At 59.3% G+C, this 17,904-nt stretch carries 17 protein-coding genes; 6 read left to right on the plus strand and 11 right to left on the minus strand.

The annotated features are described in order from the left end of the window. The first annotated feature begins 23 nt into the window (after nt 1-23). The 4 genes from ACORQT_RS19485 to proS all read left to right on the plus strand — a co-directional run bounded on the left by ACORQT_RS19485 (nt 24) and on the right by proS (nt 3,893). Nucleotides 24-839 carry a MetQ/NlpA family lipoprotein gene (locus tag ACORQT_RS19485; RefSeq protein WP_025304010.1) on the plus strand — a complete coding sequence of 272 codons (816 nt, stop codon included), beginning with the start codon at nt 24-26 and terminating at the stop codon, nt 837-839. Between the two features lie 114 nt (nt 840-953). After that, the gene (gene rcsF, locus ACORQT_RS19490; RefSeq protein ID WP_025304011.1) at nt 954-1,358 is read left to right on the plus strand and encodes an Rcs stress response system protein RcsF; all 405 of its coding nucleotides are present in this window, start codon (nt 954-956) and stop codon (nt 1,356-1,358) included. Beyond that, nucleotides 1,355-2,062: a tRNA (N6-threonylcarbamoyladenosine(37)-N6)-methyltransferase TrmO gene (tsaA, locus tag ACORQT_RS19495; protein WP_033644898.1), complete on the plus strand. Its 708-nt coding sequence runs from the start codon at nt 1,355-1,357 to the stop codon at nt 2,060-2,062. Before rcsF ends, tsaA begins: the two co-directional genes overlap by 4 nt. Nucleotides 2,063-2,174: 112 nt before the next feature. Then, on the plus strand, nt 2,175-3,893 hold the full coding sequence (proS, locus tag ACORQT_RS19500; protein ID WP_033644896.1) for a proline--tRNA ligase: 1,719 nt from the start codon (nt 2,175-2,177) through the stop codon (nt 3,891-3,893). A 68-nt stretch (nt 3,894-3,961) separates the two neighbouring features. Here proS and nlpE read toward each other — a convergent pair whose 3' ends face one another. From nlpE to ACORQT_RS19515, 3 genes are read right to left on the minus strand one after another with little or no spacing between them, the layout of a single operon-like run. Further along, complete coding sequence (nlpE, locus tag ACORQT_RS19505; RefSeq protein WP_033644894.1) at nt 3,962-4,645, minus strand: envelope stress response activation lipoprotein NlpE; 684 nt, start codon at nt 4,643-4,645, stop codon at nt 3,962-3,964. A 29-nt stretch (nt 4,646-4,674) separates the two neighbouring features. Beyond that, nucleotides 4,675-5,088, minus strand: a complete 414-nt coding sequence (gene arfB / locus ACORQT_RS19510; protein WP_033644893.1) for an alternative ribosome rescue aminoacyl-tRNA hydrolase ArfB — start codon at nt 5,086-5,088, stop codon at nt 4,675-4,677. Between the two features lie 3 nt (nt 5,089-5,091). Then, complete coding sequence (locus ACORQT_RS19515; protein WP_033644891.1) at nt 5,092-5,640, minus strand: YaeQ family protein; 549 nt, start codon at nt 5,638-5,640, stop codon at nt 5,092-5,094. Nucleotides 5,641-5,853: 213 nt separating this feature from the next. Between ACORQT_RS19515 and ACORQT_RS19520 the strand changes: the two genes are divergently transcribed. Together ACORQT_RS19520 and rof are read left to right on the plus strand one after the other, a co-directional pair. After that, a complete protein-coding gene (locus tag ACORQT_RS19520) occupies nt 5,854-6,054 on the plus strand; it encodes a YaeP family protein (RefSeq protein ID WP_033652508.1) in 201 nt (66 codons plus the stop codon). Next, entirely contained in the window at nt 6,041-6,304 is a 264-nt protein-coding gene (gene rof / locus ACORQT_RS19525) for a Rho-binding antiterminator (RefSeq protein ID WP_004931991.1), read from the plus strand. The genes ACORQT_RS19520 and rof overlap by 14 nt, the downstream gene beginning before the upstream one ends. Nucleotides 6,305-6,354: 50 nt before the next feature. Here rof and ACORQT_RS19530 read toward each other — a convergent pair whose 3' ends face one another. From ACORQT_RS19530 to ACORQT_RS19565, 8 genes are all read right to left on the minus strand, one after another. Beyond that, nucleotides 6,355-6,669: a c-type cytochrome gene (locus tag ACORQT_RS19530; RefSeq protein WP_025304017.1), complete on the minus strand. Its 315-nt coding sequence runs from the start codon at nt 6,667-6,669 to the stop codon at nt 6,355-6,357. Further along, a complete protein-coding gene (gene tilS / locus ACORQT_RS19535) occupies nt 6,669-8,000 on the minus strand; it encodes a tRNA lysidine(34) synthetase TilS (protein WP_042785257.1) in 1,332 nt (443 codons plus the stop codon). Before tilS ends, ACORQT_RS19530 begins: the two co-directional genes overlap by 1 nt. 56 nt (nt 8,001-8,056) lie before the next feature. Continuing rightward, on the minus strand, nt 8,057-9,502 hold the full coding sequence (gene dtpD, locus ACORQT_RS19540) for a dipeptide permease DtpD (protein ID WP_164057766.1): 1,446 nt from the start codon (nt 9,500-9,502) through the stop codon (nt 8,057-8,059). Nucleotides 9,503-9,570: 68 nt separating this feature from the next. Continuing rightward, the gene (gene cadA, locus ACORQT_RS19545) at nt 9,571-11,709 is read right to left on the minus strand and encodes a lysine decarboxylase CadA (RefSeq protein WP_033635725.1); all 2,139 of its coding nucleotides are present in this window, start codon (nt 11,707-11,709) and stop codon (nt 9,571-9,573) included. 95 nt (nt 11,710-11,804) lie between these two features. Beyond that, nucleotides 11,805-13,148, minus strand: a complete 1,344-nt coding sequence (gene cadB, locus ACORQT_RS19550) for a cadaverine/lysine antiporter (RefSeq protein ID WP_089192188.1) — start codon at nt 13,146-13,148, stop codon at nt 11,805-11,807. Nucleotides 13,149-13,517: 369 nt separating this feature from the next. After that, entirely contained in the window at nt 13,518-15,074 is a 1,557-nt protein-coding gene (gene cadC / locus ACORQT_RS19555; protein WP_089192189.1) for a lysine decarboxylation/transport transcriptional activator CadC, read from the minus strand. An 89-nt stretch (nt 15,075-15,163) separates the two neighbouring features. Then, nucleotides 15,164-15,553 carry a VOC family protein gene (locus ACORQT_RS19560; RefSeq protein ID WP_042785261.1) on the minus strand — a complete coding sequence of 130 codons (390 nt, stop codon included), beginning with the start codon at nt 15,551-15,553 and terminating at the stop codon, nt 15,164-15,166. A 107-nt stretch (nt 15,554-15,660) separates the two neighbouring features. Next, a complete protein-coding gene (locus ACORQT_RS19565) occupies nt 15,661-17,805 on the minus strand; it encodes a lysine decarboxylase LdcC (RefSeq protein ID WP_042785262.1) in 2,145 nt (714 codons plus the stop codon). Nucleotides 17,806-17,904 lie beyond the last annotated feature (99 nt).

A 17,904-nucleotide genomic window follows, 5' to 3' on the forward strand; every position in this document is an offset into this window, starting at 1 on the left:
TGCGAGTCTAATGAGGAAGGGATATGTCGTTAACATTTAAATCCATCGCGACAATTGGCGCACTGATCGGCACTCTGGCTCTGGCGGGCTGCGGCCAGGATGAAAAGAATCCAAACCACATCAAGGTCGGCGTGATCGTCGGCGCTGAACAGCAAGTGGCCGAAGTGGCGCAGAAAGTGGCGAAAGAGAAATACGGTCTGGACGTTGAGCTGGTCACCTTCAACGACTACGTGCTGCCTAACGAAGCGCTGAGCAAAGGCGATATCGACCTGAACGCCTTCCAGCACAAACCTTATCTGGATCAGCAGATCAAAGATCGCGGCTACAAGCTGGTGCCGGTCGGCAGCACCTTTGTTTACCCGATCGCCGGTTACTCCAAAAAAATCAAATCGCTGGACGAACTGAAAGAGGGTTCTCAGATCGCACTGCCGAACGATCCGACCAACCTGGGCCGTTCGCTGCTGCTGCTGCAGAAAGTCGGTCTGATTAAACTGAAAGACGGCGTTGGCCTGCTGCCGACCGTGCTGGACGTGACCGAGAACCCGAAAAACCTGAAGCTGGTTGAGCTGGAAGCCCCTCAGCTGCCGCGCTCTCTGGACGATCAGCAGATCGCGCTGGCGGTGATCAACACCACCTATGCCAGCCAGATCGGCCTGACGCCGGCGAAAGACGGTCTGTTTGTGGAAGATAAAGACTCGCCTTACGTCAACCTGCTGGTTGCGCGCGAAGATAATAAAGACGCGGAAAACGTGAAGAAATTCGTTCAGGCCTACCAGTCTGACGAAGTTGACGCCGCCGCCAACAAAATCTTCAACGGCGGTGCCGTGAAAGGCTGGTAAGCGCTTATTCACCAATTTTATTCCTATAATTGCAAGACGGGCCAAGGCCCGTCTTGTTATTTCCGCCATAGATTGCTTCAATAGCGCCACTTTCATTAAGGCAGAGGAATCTCAATGCGTGTTTTACCTCTCTGTTTGTTAGCGCTCGCGCTGGCCGGATGTTCATCGCAACGTATCGCGCCATCCTCAACAAACAGCACCAGCAAGCCGACCACGACCGCCCCGGCCAAGACCACGCCGGCCGCCCGCCCCGCTCCGGTAAAACTGTATAAAAGTGCAGAAGAACTCGTGGGTAAACCATTCCGCGATCTGGGTGAAGTGTCCGGCGAATCGTGCCAAACCACCGTACAAGACTCCCCACCGAATCTGGCTACCGCCCGTAAACGCATGCAAATCCGTGCGTCTTACATGAAGGCCAACGCCGTGCTGCTGCACGACTGCCAGATTGTCAGCGGCGTCGCCGGTTGTTACCAGCAGGCCGTTTGCCAGGGCTCGGCGCTTAACGTCTCGTCTAAATGACCGAATTCGTTTTTGAGCAGATCGGCGTGATCCGCTCGCCGTATAAAGAGAAATTCGCCGTGCCCCGCCAACCGGGGCTGGTCGAAGACGGTGGCGGCGAACTGCTGCTGCTGCCGCCTTACAACCAGGCGGAAGCGGTTCGCGGTCTCAGCGATTTCAGCCATCTGTGGGTGATGTTCATTTTCCATCAAACCATGGAAGGCGGCTGGCGCCCGACGGTACGCCCACCGCGTTTAGGCGGCAATGCCCGCATGGGCGTGTTCGCCACCCGCTCCACCTTCCGCCCCAACCCGCTCGGCATGTCGCTCATTGAGCTCAAAGGCGTACGGGTGAAAAACGGGGAAGTGGCGCTGGAACTGGGCAGCCTCGATCTGGTCGACGGCACCCCGGTGGTGGACATCAAGCCTTATCTGCCGTTCGCCGAGAGCCAACCGCAGGCCCGCGCAGGCTTTGCCCAGGCCGCGCCCGCCGGCGATATGCCGGTGCGTTTCGCGCCGCAGGCGGAACAGCAGCTGCAGCAACATCAGGCGCGCTACCCGCAATTAAGGCGTTTTATCAGCCAGGTGCTGGCACAGGACCCCCGTCCCGCCTATCGTAAAGGAGAGGACGTCGAACGGGATTACGCCGTCTGGCTGCTGGATTTCAACGTGCGCTGGCGCGTCGTGGACGGCCACACCGAAGTGCTGTCGCTCGACCCGCGTTAAAATTCCGCCGCCTCTCTTTTGGCGACCCGCTCGCGCTGGTAAACTAAATCACTTTTTGGCCGCCACTCTGGCAGCCCGATGCAATTTGCAGTTCTAACGGAACCAAAACACCATGCGTACTAGCCAATATCTGCTCTCCACTCTGAAGGAGACACCTGCCGACGCCGAAGTGATCAGCCACCAGCTGATGCTGCGCGCCGGGATGATCCGCAAGCTGGCCTCCGGTCTTTACACCTGGCTGCCGACCGGCCTGCGCGTTCTGAAAAAGGTTGAAAACATCGTTCGCGAAGAAATGAACAATGCTAACGCGATCGAAGTGTCCATGCCGGTGGTTCAGCCTGCCGACCTGTGGCAGGAAAGCGGCCGTTGGGAGCAATACGGCCCCGAGCTGCTGCGCTTCGTCGACCGCGGCGACCGTCCTTTCGTGCTGGGCCCGACGCATGAAGAAGTGATCACCGATCTGATCCGCAACGAGATCAGCTCGTACAAGCAGCTGCCGCTGAACTTCTTCCAGATCCAGACCAAGTTCCGTGATGAAGTGCGCCCACGTTTCGGCGTGATGCGTTCCCGTGAGTTCCTGATGAAGGATGCCTACTCCTTCCATACCTCGCAGGAGTCTCTGCAGGAGACTTACGACGCGATGTACGAAGCGTACAGCAAAATCTTCAGCCGCATGGGCCTGGATTTCCGCCCGGTGCAGGCCGATACCGGCTCGATCGGCGGCAGTGCGTCGCACGAATTCCAGGTGCTGGCGGACAGCGGTGAAGACGATATCGTGTTCTCCACCGGTTCCGACTTCGCCGCCAACATCGAGCTGGCTGAAGCGGTCGCTCCGGCAGCGCCGCGCGCGGCGGCCAGCGAAGAGCTGCGCCTGGTGGATACGCCAAACGCCAAAACCATCGCCGAGCTGGTCGAGCAATTCCAGCTGCCGGTGGAAAAAACCGTGAAGACGCTGATGGTGCGCGCCACCGAAGAGAGCGGCCATAAACTGGTCGCCCTGCTGGTGCGCGGCGATCACGAGCTGAACGAAATCAAGGCCGAGAAGCTGGCGCAGGTTGCCGCGCCGCTGACCTTCGCCACTGAAGAAGAGATCCGCGCCATCGTCGGCGCCGGCCCGGGTTCCCTCGGCCCGGTCAAGCTGCAGATGCCGGTGGTTGCCGACCGCAGCGTAGCGGCGATGAGCGACTTTGGCGCCGGCGCCAACGTCGACGGCAAACACTACTTCGGCATCAACTGGGAGCGCGATCTGCCGCTGCCGCAGGTGGCCGACATCCGTAACGTGGTGGAAGGCGACGCCAGCCCGGACGGTCAGGGCACGCTTCTGATCAAACGCGGCATCGAAGTGGGCCATATCTTCCAGCTCGGCACCAAGTATTCGGAAGCGATGAAAGCGACCGTACAGGGTGAAGACGGCCGCAACCAGGTGCTGACCATGGGTTGCTACGGCATCGGGGTGACGCGCGTCGTGGCCGCCGCCATCGAGCAGAACCACGACGAACGCGGCATTATCTGGCCGGACGCCATCGCGCCGTTCCAGGTCGCTATTCTGCCGATGAACATGCACAAGTCGTTCCGCGTGCAGGCGCTGGCCGAAGAGCTGTACAACACCCTGCGCTCCCACGGCATCGACGTGATCCTCGATGACCGCAAAGAGCGCCCGGGCGTGATGTTCGCGGATATGGAGCTGATCGGCGTGCCGCACTCTATCGTTATCGGCGACCGTAACCTCGACAACGAAGAGATCGAGTACAAAAACCGCCGCGTCGGCGAGAAGCAAATGATCAAAACCGGTGAAATCGTTGATTTCCTGCTGGGCCAGATCAAACGCTAAACACCGAGCGTCAGCGAATAAAAAACCCGCCTAGGCGGGTTTTTTTATGTCCATGGGGACAGAGGAAGTTAGTTGTTGCTGCAGCTTTTACTGCGGTCGAACGCGATTTTACCGTCCGGCACCACCGCCTTCTCTATCTGCCCCTCTTCCATCGACGGCTGCACGCTGAAGTGCGCGTTGAAAGTCAGAAACACCGGCTCACCGGCATTCTTATTGGCTTTGGCGTAACCTTGCTCCAGCGCGATGTTGTTATCCACCGGGAACGTGATGCCGGTGGCGCAATCTTTGAACACCGCCGCGTCGGCCATATAGGTGTAGCTGCCTTTCATCACCATCGGCGTTTTAGGCAATGGCTTCTCGACCGGCTCCAGACGATAATTCAGCTTGGAGGCGATCGGCGCGCCGCTGCGATCCAGCATCTCAAGACTCTTGCCCACCGGGCGGAAGTAGCGTTTTTCCCCGGTGCTGTCAGTCAGCACCAGCTTATCCGCGGTGCGCGCCCATTTGCCGTAGTCGGCGAAGGTCTGATCGCCGTCTTTGGTGCCGCGATAAGTTTCCTGCAGCACAAAGGTGCCGTCCTCATCCAGGAACAGCGCCGTATCCAGCCCGCCGCAATCGGCGCAAGGCAACAGCCCTTGATAACTCTGCGGCATCGCCTGCAGCGGTTGTTCCTTCGGTTGATAATGATTGTTGCATCCCAACAACGAGAGTGCGCCTGCCGCCAAGAACAGGGCTACCGTAATTTTCTTCACAGTTATTCTCCTACTGTGTTCATGTATTCCTAAGTGCGAACCTTGCCACGCAGCGCCTTGGTGGCGCCCTTACGCGCCTTGCCTTCCAAACGGCGCAATTTTGCCCCTTTGGTCGGCTTGGTCGCCTTGCGCATTTTTTCCACCACCATCGCCTGCTGAATCAGCGCGACCAATCTGGCCAACGCCGCTTCGCGATTCAATTCCTGACTGCGATACTCTTGCGCCTTGATAATCACTACGCCATCAGCGGTAATGAGATGATGATTCAGCGCCAGCAGCCTTTCCTTATAATACTCTGGCAGGCTGGATGCCCGGATGTCAAAGCGCAAATGGATCGCCGTTGAGGTTTTGTTCACGTGCTGGCCACCCGCGCCCTGCGCGCGGATCGCCGTCAATTCCAGCTCATTATCCGGTATGGCTACGTTTCTTGACAGTTCCAGCACCGGTCACACCTGTGCCTGCTGCCACTCGGCAAACTGGATTTCCAGACTATTCTGAGCATCAGACAGCCAAATAGTTCCCTCCTGCAGCGTTGCCTGCAGCGTCATGGTGCGGCTGGCCAGCGCCGTCAGGCGCGCCAGCTGTTCGTCATCGAGGAAGCGCACGCTCAGGTTCTTGTAGCCGGCCACTTTTCCCTGCATCGCCTGCCACCAAACGTGCGCGGCGCGCTCGCCGTAAGCGTACAAGACCACGCGCGGCGACTGGTTGCAGGCCTTGCGGATGCGTTTCTCGTCGGGCAATCCCATCTCGATCCACATTTCCAGCCCGTTGTGGTCGTTGCGCTGCCAGATCTCCGGCTCGTCGTCGGCGCTCAACCCTTTGGTGAACACCAGCCGCTCGTCGGCGTGGCAGATCCAGGCCAACAGTCGCAGCATCATGCGCTGCTCATTTTCGGACGGGTGTTGCGCCAGCGTCAGCGTGGCGTCGTGGTAGAAGTGACGATCCATATCAGCAATATTGACCGCGGCTTTATAAATGGTTGCTTTCAGCGCCATGGGTGACCTCGTTATTATCCGGCGACAGTGTACTTGATCAGGGCCAAACCCCGCCAGCGCGGCCAGGCTGCGGCAGTGCGAAAGGCGTGCCGGGGTGCTGATAACTCCATAACAGCTGTGCTATAGTCGTCTAGGATAGGATAAAACTCCGAGAGCCTGCGCCTCATCGCGATAGTAGTCTTGATGATGCAGAGGTTCTTAAGGGAGGAAACTGTGCAACAATACTGTGAGTTAGTACGCCGTACTTACGCCGAGATTGGCAGTGGAGATCTTGGCTACGTGCCTGATGCGCTGGCTTGTGCGTTGAAGGCATTGGACGATGTCGCAGCGAACCACGCGCTACCGTCCTCCGTTAGGGAACAGGCGGCCTTTGCCGCCGCTAACTTATTGGTGAGCGACTATGTTGATGAATGATGAGTACCAACCCATCAATTGCGATGACTACGACAACCTGGAACTCGCCTGTCAGCATAAACTTATTCTGAAGCTGGAGTTACGCGACGGAGAAGTGATCGAGGCCAAGGCGATCGACCTGCTGCAAAAGAAACGCGTTGAGTATCTGACCATCGAACAGAACGGCCAGCAGCGCGACCTGCGTCTGGACCATATCAGCAGTTTCAGTCATCCGGAAATCGGTACCGTGGTCGTCAGTCTGTCGGACTGAGCAGCGGTAACCCCATCCCAACAGGGCAGCCCAACGGCTGCCCTCGTCATTTAGGGCTTCAGGCTGGCGTAATAAGCCGCCAGATCGGCGATATCGTCATCCGACAATCCCGACACATAGGCTTTCATCACCTCGGCCTGGCCGCCGTTGCGTTCCCCTTTCTTGTACGCCTGCAACGCGTGCTGCAGGTACATGGCGTTCTGCCCGGCCAGATTCGGGTACATCGGCACCGTCACCTTGCCCTGCGCGCCGTGACAGGCCGCGCACGCGGCGGCTTTGGCCTGACCGGCGGCCGCATCCCCCGCCGCCAACGCCGGCAGGCTGAACAGGCCGGCGGCCAACAGCGCGATTTCCACAAACTTCATCATTGCTCCTCACGATTATGATTTTTTTCCCAGCGCAGCCGCCACGGGCGTTCGCCTTCCGGCACCTGCCCCGCCTCACAGACGAATACGCCCAGCGCGGCGATCAGCTGCTCATCATAATAAATCAACGGGATGCGTTCACGCTGCCAGGGAGGAATACCCAGCTCCTGCCACAGTTTTTTTATCGGCCGCGAATGGGCGCGCCCCACGATGCGCACCGCGCCCTGTACACCGCCGAAACGAATGCTAATCTGCTGCGATGGCAGCGGCGCGCGCAGCGCCAGATCGCCCTCACCGGCAACCAACTGCCCCAGCCCGTCCGGCAACGTCAGCGTCTCGTCAGGCTGCCAGGGCAGATGCACATCGCGCAGCGCCGCCAGCGGCGGCAACAAGTGCAATCGGCCTCGGAAACGGCGGATCTGATAGGCGCCGAGCTGCAGCTGCGGTTCGGCATCTTCCCGGCTGAGCGCCACCTCCTCCCACAGACGCTGCAACTGCTCACGCGCCGGCATGGTAACGTTGAACAATGCGATCCAACGCCGCAACAAAGCGAAGCGCCGCACCGGCGAACAGGCCGTCAAACCGTCGATCGCCAATGAGCGATCCGCCGCCAACAGGCTTTGCAGCGGTTCCGCCAGCAGCTCGTCCAACAATTGTTCCTGTTCGGCGCACAGGCTGGCGCTGCGCGCCACCGCCGAGGCGAAGTGCGGCCAACGTTGATTGAGCTGCGGCAACACCTGCAACCGCAGGAAATTGCGATCGAAGCGCGTGTCCTGATTGCTGTCGTCGTCTATCCAGGCCAAGCCGTGGCGTTGCGCGTAATTTTCCAGCGTTTGACGCGAGCAGCCCAGCAGCGGCCGCAACAGCAGGTGCTCGCCCAGCGTGGCGCGCGCCGCCATCGCCGACAACCCCGCCGGCCCGCTGCCGCGCTTGAGCGCCAACAGGAAGGTTTCGCTTTGATCGTCAAGGTGTTGGGCGGTGAGCAGCGCTTCGCCCTCCGCCAATGCTGTGCTGAAAGCGGCATAGCGCGCCGCCCGCGCCGCCGCTTCGATGCCGCCCTGGCGGGCATCCACCTGCACGTGCGTCACCGTCAGCGGGATCCGCCACTCGGCGCACCGGCTGCGGCAATGCTCAACCCAACGGTCGGCAAAGGCGCTCAGGCCATGGTGCACGTGCAGCGCACGTAGCTGCAGCGCCGGACGTTGGCGGCGCAACGCCGCCAGCAGATGCAGCAGCACGCTGGAATCCAGGCCGCCGCTAAACGCCACCAGCAGCCGCTGCTGCGCGCCCAGCTGTTCCGCCACCTGCGTCGTTAATTGATCAGTATCCATCGGTAGGCTTTGTCACTTCTACATAGCTGCACGTTAACCCCGCCTACCGCCATCAATCAAGCATTAACCGTCCGGGCCTGGCGTCGCGTCAGCAGCCACCAGCCGCCCAGCACCGCGATCACCGCCAGCGCACATCCGGCCGCCCCCCAGCCGATCTGGGCGAAAATGCGGCCATACGCCTGCATCGCCGCCCCTTCGATGTGATCCTCGGCGGTCTGATTGGCGATAATGCCCGCCAGATAGTTGGCGATCGAACCGGTGGCCAGCATATAGATGCCGGTCAACACGCCGGTGGCACCAGGGATATTCAGCCGGGTGATCTGCGCCATCGCCACCGGATCGATAAACAGTTCGGCGAAGCCCATCACCGCCAGACCGGCGATCATCAGCCCCATCGATCCCGGCCCGTGCAGCCGGGTATTGAGCGCCATCAGCGTAAAGCCGACGCCGATCAACAGCAGACCGAAGGCGAACTTGCACCAGATGCGCAGCGTGCGATCGCCATCGCCGCTCGCCAGCCACGCCAGCGCCACGCCGCCCAGCATCACCGCACAGGCGTTAACCGACTGGAACAAGGCGGTCGGCACCGTCCAGCCGAACCAGCGCCGATCGACGAAGTGATCGATAAACAGGCTGATGGAGCTGCCGCCCTGCTGGGCGAAAGCCCAGAACAGCGTGCCCAGCAGCATCAGCACAACGATCTGCCACAGCCCCCGGCGCTGGCCGGCATCCGCACGCAGCATAATGCGCGCCACCAGCACCACCGCCGCCACGCACACCAGCCCGAGCAAATAGCCGGCCCAGCCGCGTTCAAACAGCAGCGTGAAGAACAGCGGCGACGCCAGCAGCGCCGCCAGAAGCCAACCCCAGTGCGGCAAACCCAGGCTTTTGGCGCGCATCAGCGGTGCATTCACGCCGCGCGTGTGGCGGAAATGGCGTCCGCCCAGCAGAAAAATCACCAGGCCGGCGAACATGCCGATCCCGGCCAACGCAAAGCCGACGTGCCAGCCATAGCGCTCGGCCGCCAACCCGCAGGCGATCGGCGCCAGAATAGATCCAACGTTGCCGGCGGCGTACAGCAGCGAGAAGCCCCCTTCGCGGCGCGAGTCCTGCGCCGGATACAGTTCGCCCAGCAGGCAGCTGATATTGGATTTGAACAGGCCGTAGCCGCAGATGATGATCGCCAGCGCCAGATAAAGCGACTGGGTGGAGACCGCGCTCAGGCCGAGCACGATATGTCCCAGGGTCATCAGCGCCGTGCCGGCGATCACCGCGACGCGGTTGCCCAGCAGGCGGTCGGCGAGCCAGCCGCCAAGAATAGGAGTGACGTAAACTAACGAAGCGTAAGCGCTGTAGAGATCGATGGCGTGGCTGTCGGTATAGCCGAGTTGGTGGGTCAGATAGAGGATCAATAACGCACGCATGCCGTAAAAGCTGAAATATTCCCAAATTTGTATCGCTACGACATAGTAGATTGCGCGCGGCTGTGAGGGTGTTTTCATGGTGGTCTCCCATCAGTCGGTGAACGACAAAGGGGAAGCGCGAGCGCCTCCCCTCTTATTGGCTGCGGTTATTTCGCCTTCAGCACTTTCACCCGATAACGTCCGTCCGCCTGACGATAGGCGCCGTGAATGTCGGTTTCAAAGCCCGGATAATGCGCGCCGATTTCGCACAGCATCTGCAGGAATTCCAGCACCGGCCGGCTCTCTTCGGTCAGCATCTCGCCCGGCATCACCAGCGGCACGCCCGGCGGGTATGGGAGGATCATGTTGGCGTTGACCTTACCGACCATCTCTTCCAGATAGACCTCTTCCACTTCGCCATGCAGCTCTTTCTGGAACGCCTGGTACGGATTCATCACCATGGTTGGCAGCACTTCGAACGCGCGGTACATCAGGTCTGGCAAGTTGTGTTGCTCCACCAGGCGGTGAATGTTCTGCGCCAGATCCTGAATGCGCATGTTTTCATAGAAATCAGGCGCTTCCTGATACAGCGAAGGCAGCATGTTTTTCACCCGCAGGTTCAGGTCGAACGAGCGTTTGAAGTCAGTCATCGCGCGCAGCAGGCTGAGCGCCTTGGTTTTATCGATGCCGATGCTGAACAGGAACAGCAGGTTGTAAGGCCCGGTTTTCTCGACGATGATGCCGCGTTCGTCGAGGTATTTCGCCACGATGCTGGCCGGGATGCCGAACGGCTGCATCTCGCCTTCCTTGCTCATCCCCGGGGTCAGGATAGTGACCTTGATCGGGTCCAGATACATGTGTTCGTTGTCGATGTTCTTGAAACCGTGCCAGGCGCTGTCGGAGCGCAGCGGCCAGCATTCCGGCTCATCGATATGCTCCGGCTGCCAGACGTCGAAGAACCAGCCGTCGGACTCGACTTTCAGGCGTTTGATCTCTTTGCGGAACTTGATCGCGCGCTCGATAGAGCCGTTGATCAGGCGCTTGCCGGCGTTGCCTTTCATCATCGCCGCGGCGGTTTCGGTCGACGCCACGATGCCGTAGTGCGGCGAAGTGGTGGTGTGCATCATGTAGGCTTCGTTGAAGGTTTCTTCGTTGATATCGCCCTTCACATGAATCATCGAAGCCTGCGAGAAGGCCGCCAGCAGTTTGTGGGTGGACTGGGTTTCATAGATCACCTTGCCCTCCACGCGGCCGCCGCTCATGCCGCACTTGCCTTTATAGATCGGATGGAAGTTGGTGTAAGGCACCCAGGCGGAGTCGAAATGGATCGACTTCACGTCCAGAGTGTTCTTGATAAAGTCGGTGTTGTACAGCAGGCCGTCATAGGTGGAGTTGGTGATCACCGCATGCACCGGCCAGGTGGCGTTCGGGGTCTCCTTCACGCGTTTGGCGATGGTGGCGCGCTGGAACTCGCTCTGCGGAATGCCGCCGAGGATGCCGTAGGCATTGCGGGTCGGGCGGAAGTAGATCGGCGTGATGTCGCTCATCATCATCAGGTGAGTCAGCGACTTGTGGCAGTTACGGTCAATCAGCACCGTGCTGCCCGCCGGCGCCGAATACATGCCGACGATCTTGTTGGCGGTGGAGGTGCCGTTGGTCACCATGTAGCTGCGCTCGGCGTTGAACACGCGGGAAATGTACTCTTCCGCCTCTTTGTGCGGGCCGGAGTGATCCAGCAGCGACCCAAGCTCGGACACCGAAATCGAGATATCCGACTTCATGGTGTTCGGGCCGAAGAAATCGTAGAACAGGCTGCCCACAGGGCTTTTCTGGAACGCGGTGCCGCCCATGTGGCCCGGCGTACAGAAGGTGTATTTGCCTTCGCGCACGTATTTGAACAGCGCCTTGGTCAACGGCGGCAGGATGGTGTCGATATACTCGTCGGTGTTCTGTTTGATCTTGGCGGCGATGTCGGTTGCCGCGCCGAGCGCATACTCGAAGAAGCGCACCTGCATGCGCAGATCGTTCAGGCTGACGTCCAACGTGGAATAGGTGTTGGCGAATGCGTACAGCGGCATGTATTCGTTCAGCTGGCTGATCTCTTCGCACAGCTCCAGATTGTATTTGTCCCAGTCGAAGATCACCCCGCACAGACGGGCGTTGTTCTCGATCAGTTTCAGCAGGTCTTCGCGATCGTTAGGGTAAACGATGCGGAAATCCAGACTTTCCAGCGCCTGATGCAGTTCACGGATAGGCTCTTCTTTGAAGTAGACACCCATGTGATTCATGATGGCGATAACGTTCATATGCATTTCTCCTGGCAAAGCAAGCCCCTTCCCGTCGCGGCTGACAGGTCGGAAAGAAAGGGGCTGGGTAAATTCAGTCGGTCAGCGGACGCGAATCAGTGCGCTTTGGCCGTGGTGTTTTCATCGACCGCCGCTGCATTGGCAGCCTGGCGGGTATTCATTTTCCGGGCGTAGAACATCAGGATAATCAGGCTGATGATAAAGGTGCCGGACAGTTCGAAAGAGTTGGCGCCCATCAGCGCGATGAAGCAGAAGCCGCAGCCGCACACCGAAGCGATCAGGCTCAGCAGGTTGCGCACGTTGACCCCTTCGAAGCGAATCAGGTCTACGCAGGAGTAGAAGTAAGGCAGCATGGTCAGCAGCACCGCGATGCCGGTCAGCTCGCCGAACAGATCGGAAGCCTTGCCGCCGGCGGAGCTCATCAGGGTGATCAGCACCATCAGCGCGGTCATTTTGCAGCTCGCGAGCAGCAGGCCTTTTTTCGGAATGCCGTTTTTATCCAGCTCGCCGTACACTTTCGGGAAGTTGCCGTCGTTGGCGGCGCGCACCCCGGCCTGGCCGACCAGCATCATCCATGACCCGAGCGAGGTCAGGCAGGCAAAGGCGGTGAACGCGGAAACCATCGGTGCCGCCCAGTTGCCCATAATCGCCGAGGCGCTGATGGCGAACGGCGCGCCGCTGGCGGCCATTTCAGACGCCGGGAACATGCCGCTGATCACTTGGGTGGCGGCGATGTAGATGATGCCCGCCAGGCCGGTGCCGAGCATGGTCGCCAGCGGCACGGTGCGTTTCGGGTTTTTCACCATGCCGGTGCTGACCGCCGCGGATTCCACGCCGATGAACGCCCACAGGCACAGCAGAATACTTTTGATGACCGCATGGCTGTCGGTGGTGCCGGAGGTATTCCAGTTAGTCTGGTAGGTGGCGGCGTCAAACCAGTGCCAGCCGAGGGTGGCGGTTACGATCACCGGGATCAGCACCAGCACCAGGCCCAGGGTGGTCAAGCGGCTGACCCAGGTCCCGCCCAGCATGTTGACGAAGGTGAAGATCCACACGATGGCGATACAGGCGATGCCGGCAGGCACCGGGTTGTTCAACGCCGGGAAGAAGGTGGAGAGATAAGAAACGGCGGTAATGCCGATGGCCAGGTTGCCGATCCAGTTGGCATGGTAATAAAGCACGCCGGTCTGGAAGCCGAACGCCGGGGAAATTTCACCGGCGTAGGCGATAGGGCCGCCCTGCTGCGGGTTTTTGGTCGCGAGGCGGGCGTACACGTAGGCCAGCGACATCGCCCCGATAATCGAGATCACCCATCCCCAAATGGCGATGGATCCGAGACTCGCCAGGTTGGCGGGCAATAAGGCAATCCCGCTCCCCATCATATTACCGGCGACTACGCCGGTGCAGGCAATAAGCCCTATTTTCTTGGGTGAAGCCATGGTCAGTTTCTCCTGATTTACGTTTCTTATAAGCCACACCCATAAATAAAAGATTTTAATGAGCCGGCTTGATAGTCAGGATGCTAACCATCGGCAGAAATAAAGTCCTAAAGATAAAGTGAGATTACGCTCATGATCATACAAATGATAATCTGAGGTTTTTGATTAACACATCAAGATAAAAAGGTAAGCTAAAGAAAAGATAAACATCGTTAAAAAACAGGATAATAACCAGGTTAATCACGAATAACAAACGGCAGAAAAGGAACGATATTGCGCAGCAAAATAACACAATGGCGCAACATGTCTTCACCAATAAATAACGCCGCCGGAATTCCCTGAGAATAATGGCGGCGTGGTTCTGGTGAATTATTGGCGCTGATAGTTATTTAAATAAGGCACCACGTTGGTCAATGACGTCTGGAATACGCCATTGGTGATCCAATGCAAGGTATCTTCACCGGGGCGCAGGTTGAACGCGGTAATATAAGAATCCGCCGCCAAATGATTCTGCCCCTGCATTTCATACACTTTGCCCAGCAGCACATAATTCAGCCACGACATTTGCAACTCAATCCCCAGCTCGATCGCCCGGTGCGCATCGTCAATACGTCCCTGCGCCAGCGCATCAACCGCCAGAACTTGCTGCACGATCGGCGTATTTTTCAATTCGGGGATCGTCGCCAGATGGCTGATATCGGCGCGCAATTGCGCCAGCCCCTGGCTGTCGAACGGTTGATAAGAGTTGCGCAGCACATCCACCAGCGCTTTTTCCGCCAGCAGGTAGTGGAAATTCGGCGCGCTTTTAATCAGCTCGCTCAACTGCGCGCTGGCGCGAGTCAACGAATCGGCGTCGCCATGGATCAACAATTGATGCGCCTGGTAGAAGCGCTGCAGCAGCGGCCCGTTGTCCGGCAGCAGCTGCGCCAGACGCTGTTCCAGCTGCGGCGGCCAGGGCTGTTTCAGCGCGGCGGACAGGCTGGAGAGGAAGTCGCTTTGGATCTTCAGCTGGTTATCGGCGGTAATGAAGTAACGCTTGTCCAACATGATTGAGCTGTCGGCGTTATCCACCAGCCGCACGGACAGAAAACACTGCTGGGCGCGGTAGTGGCGCTGATTGACGAACTCGATATACAGCGACTTGCCCGAGTTGCTGGGGCCGGAATAGTTGTAATTGGTTTGGTCGTGCACCAGGAAGGTCGAGTAGGTGTTGAGCGAATCGGTGATCAGCTCGCTGACGCCCACCACATAGGAGAGCTGCGGCATCCAGTTGCTGCAGCTCTCGCCGCCCTGGATGCGGATATCGATATCGCGCGGATTGAGCAGCACCGGCATGGTCGATACCGGCACGCGCTGCGACAGCGTGGCGATGCCGACAAACGCCACGCAGACGCTGAGCGCCGCCAGAAACGCCAGCCACACCCAGAACGTCGAGCGGCGATAGAAGCGCGGCTGCTTTTCGCCGGGCGCGGCAACCGGCGTTCGGGTCCGGCTCGGCGGCACGTACGGCGTATCGTCTTCATCATCGCTGCCGTCTTCCGGCTCATGCATGATCACCGCAATCTGCGGCGCCGGCGCAGGGGCGGGCTGCGACTCCCCGTCTTCACACCAGATCACCGAAGCCGCCAACTTATACCCGCGCTTAGGCACGGTGATAATGTATTCCGGACTGTCGCTGTCGCCGTCTTTCAGGTATTTGCGCAGTTCTGAAATGCATTGGGTCACCACGTGATTAGTGACGATATTGCGCTTCCAAACGCTATCGATCAGCTCGTCGCGGCTCAACACCACATCGGGGTGCCGGGCGAAATAGCACAGCATGTCGATCAGGCGCGGTTCCAGCGTTTTCTGGCGGCCGTTACGGCTGATGGTGTTGTCGGCAGGGGTAACCAGCCACTCCCCGACGCGAAAAGCAGGCTCTTGCATGGCGGAAATAACTCTGTAGGCATGTGGGGCAAGGGCGCGATCATAGCATAATCGCCCCCGGCTGTGGCCGCCGGGAGGCGATTAAGCCGTTAACTCTCGTATAATTCTAACGGTAAACCATCGGGATCGCTGAAAAAGGTAAAACGAGATTGAGTATAAGGATCGACGCGTACCGGTTCGCAGGCGACGCCGGCCGCCTGCAGATGGGCGATAGCCTGCTCGATATCGTCAACGCTGAACGCCAGATGGCGCAGGCCGCAAGCCTCCGGGCGGCTGACGCGGGCCGGCGGCGAAGGGAAAGAAAACAGCTCGAGGGTGTATTGCCCGTTGAGCGCCAGATCCGCTTTCCAGGAGTCACGCTCCTCGCGGTAAACTTCACTCAGCAGGGTAAAGCCGAGAATGTCGCAATAGAAATGCTTACTGGCGGCGTAGTCCGCGCCAATGATCGCGATGTGATGCACCTGACGTAATGCCAGCATAGAAACCCTCTCCTGTTCATTCTGATGGTGCACGGTATCCGGCGGCGATGAGGCCGTCAATGAGGAAGCCCGGCGCATCTTTCCAAACCGCCGGGCGCATTATGGCCTTACGGCTGCGGGGCTTTCAGCACCTTCACCAGATAGCGTCCGTCTTCCGTCAGCTTGGCGCCGTGGATATCGGTTTCAAAACCGGGATAGCGTTCGCCGATCGAGCACAGCATCAGCAGGAAATCGAGCACCGCCCGGCTCTCTTCGGTGATCATTTCCCCCGGCATCACCAGCGGCACGCCCGGCGGATAAGGCAGTATCATATTGGCCGCCACTTTGCCCACCAACTGATCCAGCTCGCAGGTTTCCACATTGCCGCGCACCTGCTCCTGGAACATCTGGTGCGGCGTCAGCTTCATTTCCGGCAGCACGTCAAACGCCCGCTGCATCAGGCGCGGCAGATCGTGTTGGCAGATCAGGCGATGAATACCGGCGGCCAGATCCTGAATGCGCATATGGCGATAGAAATCCGGATCCTCGGCGTACAGATCCGGCAGCATGTTCTTCACCCGCAGGTTGAGATCGTAGGCGCGCTTGAAGTCGGTCAGGCCGCGCAGCAGGCTCATCGCCTTGGTTTTATCGATGCCGATGCTGAACAGGAACAGCAGGTTGTACGGCCCGGTCTTCTCCACCACGATGCCGCGCTCGTCGAGGTACTTCGCCACCAGCGCCGCCGGGATCCCCTCTTCCTCCAGCGCCCCCAGTTCATTCATGCCCGGCGTCAGGATCGTCACCTTGATCGGATCGAGATACATATGATCGCGATCGGTCTGGCCGAAACCGTGCCAGTTATCGTCCGGATCCAGCGGCCAGCACTGCGCTTCATCGATCTCTTCCGGCTGCCAGATATCGAAGAACCAGCTGTCGCTTTCCTCGCGCAGCCGCTGCACTTCACGGCGAAAATGCAGCGCGCGCTCCACCGAACGGTTGATCAAGCGGCGCCCCGGATTGCCGCGCAGCATGGCGGCGGCGGTCTCCATCGACGCCACGATGCCGTAGTGCGGCGAAGTGGTGGTGTGCATCATGTAGGCTTCGTTGAAGGTGCTCTCGTCGTAGTCGCCCTTGATATGAATCATCGAGGCCTGCGAGAAGGCCGCCAGCAGCTTGTGGGTGGATTGGGTTTCGTAGAAAACCTTGCCGGGCACCCGATCGCCGCTCATGCCGCTCTTGCCGTCGTAAATCGGATGGAAGTTGGTGTAAGGCACCCAGGCGGAGTCGAAGTGGATCGACGGCACCTCCAGCGTCTGCTTGATGTAGTCGGTGTTGTACAGCAGGCCGTCATAGGTGGAATTGGTGATCACCGCATGCACCGGCCAGGTGGCGTTCGGGGTCTCCTGCACCCGGGCGGCGATGCTGGCGCGGGTAAACTCGCGCTGCGGAATGCCGCCGAGGATGCCGTAGGCGTTGCGCAGCGGGCGCAGATAGATCGGCACGATATCGCTCATCATCAGCAGGTGGCACAGCGATTTGTGGCAGTTGCGGTCGATCAGCACCGTGCTGCCCGCCGGCGCTGAATACATGCCGACAATTTTGTTGGCGGTGGAGGTGCCGTTGGTGACCAGATAGCTCTGCTCGGCATTGAAGGTGCGCGCGATGTACTCTTCGGCCTCCAGATGCGGGCCGGTGTGATCCAGCAGCGACCCGAGCTCGGTGACCGAAATCGAGATGTCGGCCTTCAGGGTATTGGCGCCGAAGAAGTCATAGAACAGGCAGCCCACCGGGCTTTTCTGGAACGCGGTGCCGGCCATGTGGCCCGGCGTACAAAAGGTGTACTTTCCTTCGCGCACGTAGTTGAACAGCGCCTTGGTCAGCGGCGGCGTAATGGTGTCGATGTATTCCGCCGTGTATTGCTGGATGCGCTGCGCGATATCGTCCGCCGCATTCAGACCATACTCGAAGAAATAGAGCACCATGCGCATTTCATGCAGGCTGACGTCGAAGGTGGAGTGAGTATTGATAAAGGCGTACAGCGGCAGGTATTCGTTCAGCTCGTTGATCTCGCTGCACAGCTCCAGGCTGTAATCGTCCCAGTCGAAGATCACGCCGCAGATGCGGGCATTGGCTTCGATCAGCTTCAGCAGGTCACCGCTGTTTTTGGGGTATACCAGCTGGAATCCCATCGCGCCCAGCGCCGCGTGGAGCTCGCGGATCGGCTCATCTTTGTAGTAGACGCCCGTCGGGCCCATGATGGCGATGATATTCATCGGCAGCTCCTGTCAGTTAACGGCCAAGTCTCTATAACACCACGAAAATCCGGCGGTGTGTAGCCAAAAAAAACCGCCCGAAGGCGGTTTATTACCGTG

This window comes from Serratia sp. (in: enterobacteria) (genome assembly GCF_052400455.1).
Taxonomy (GTDB): domain Bacteria; phylum Pseudomonadota; class Gammaproteobacteria; order Enterobacterales; family Enterobacteriaceae; genus Serratia; species Serratia ureilytica.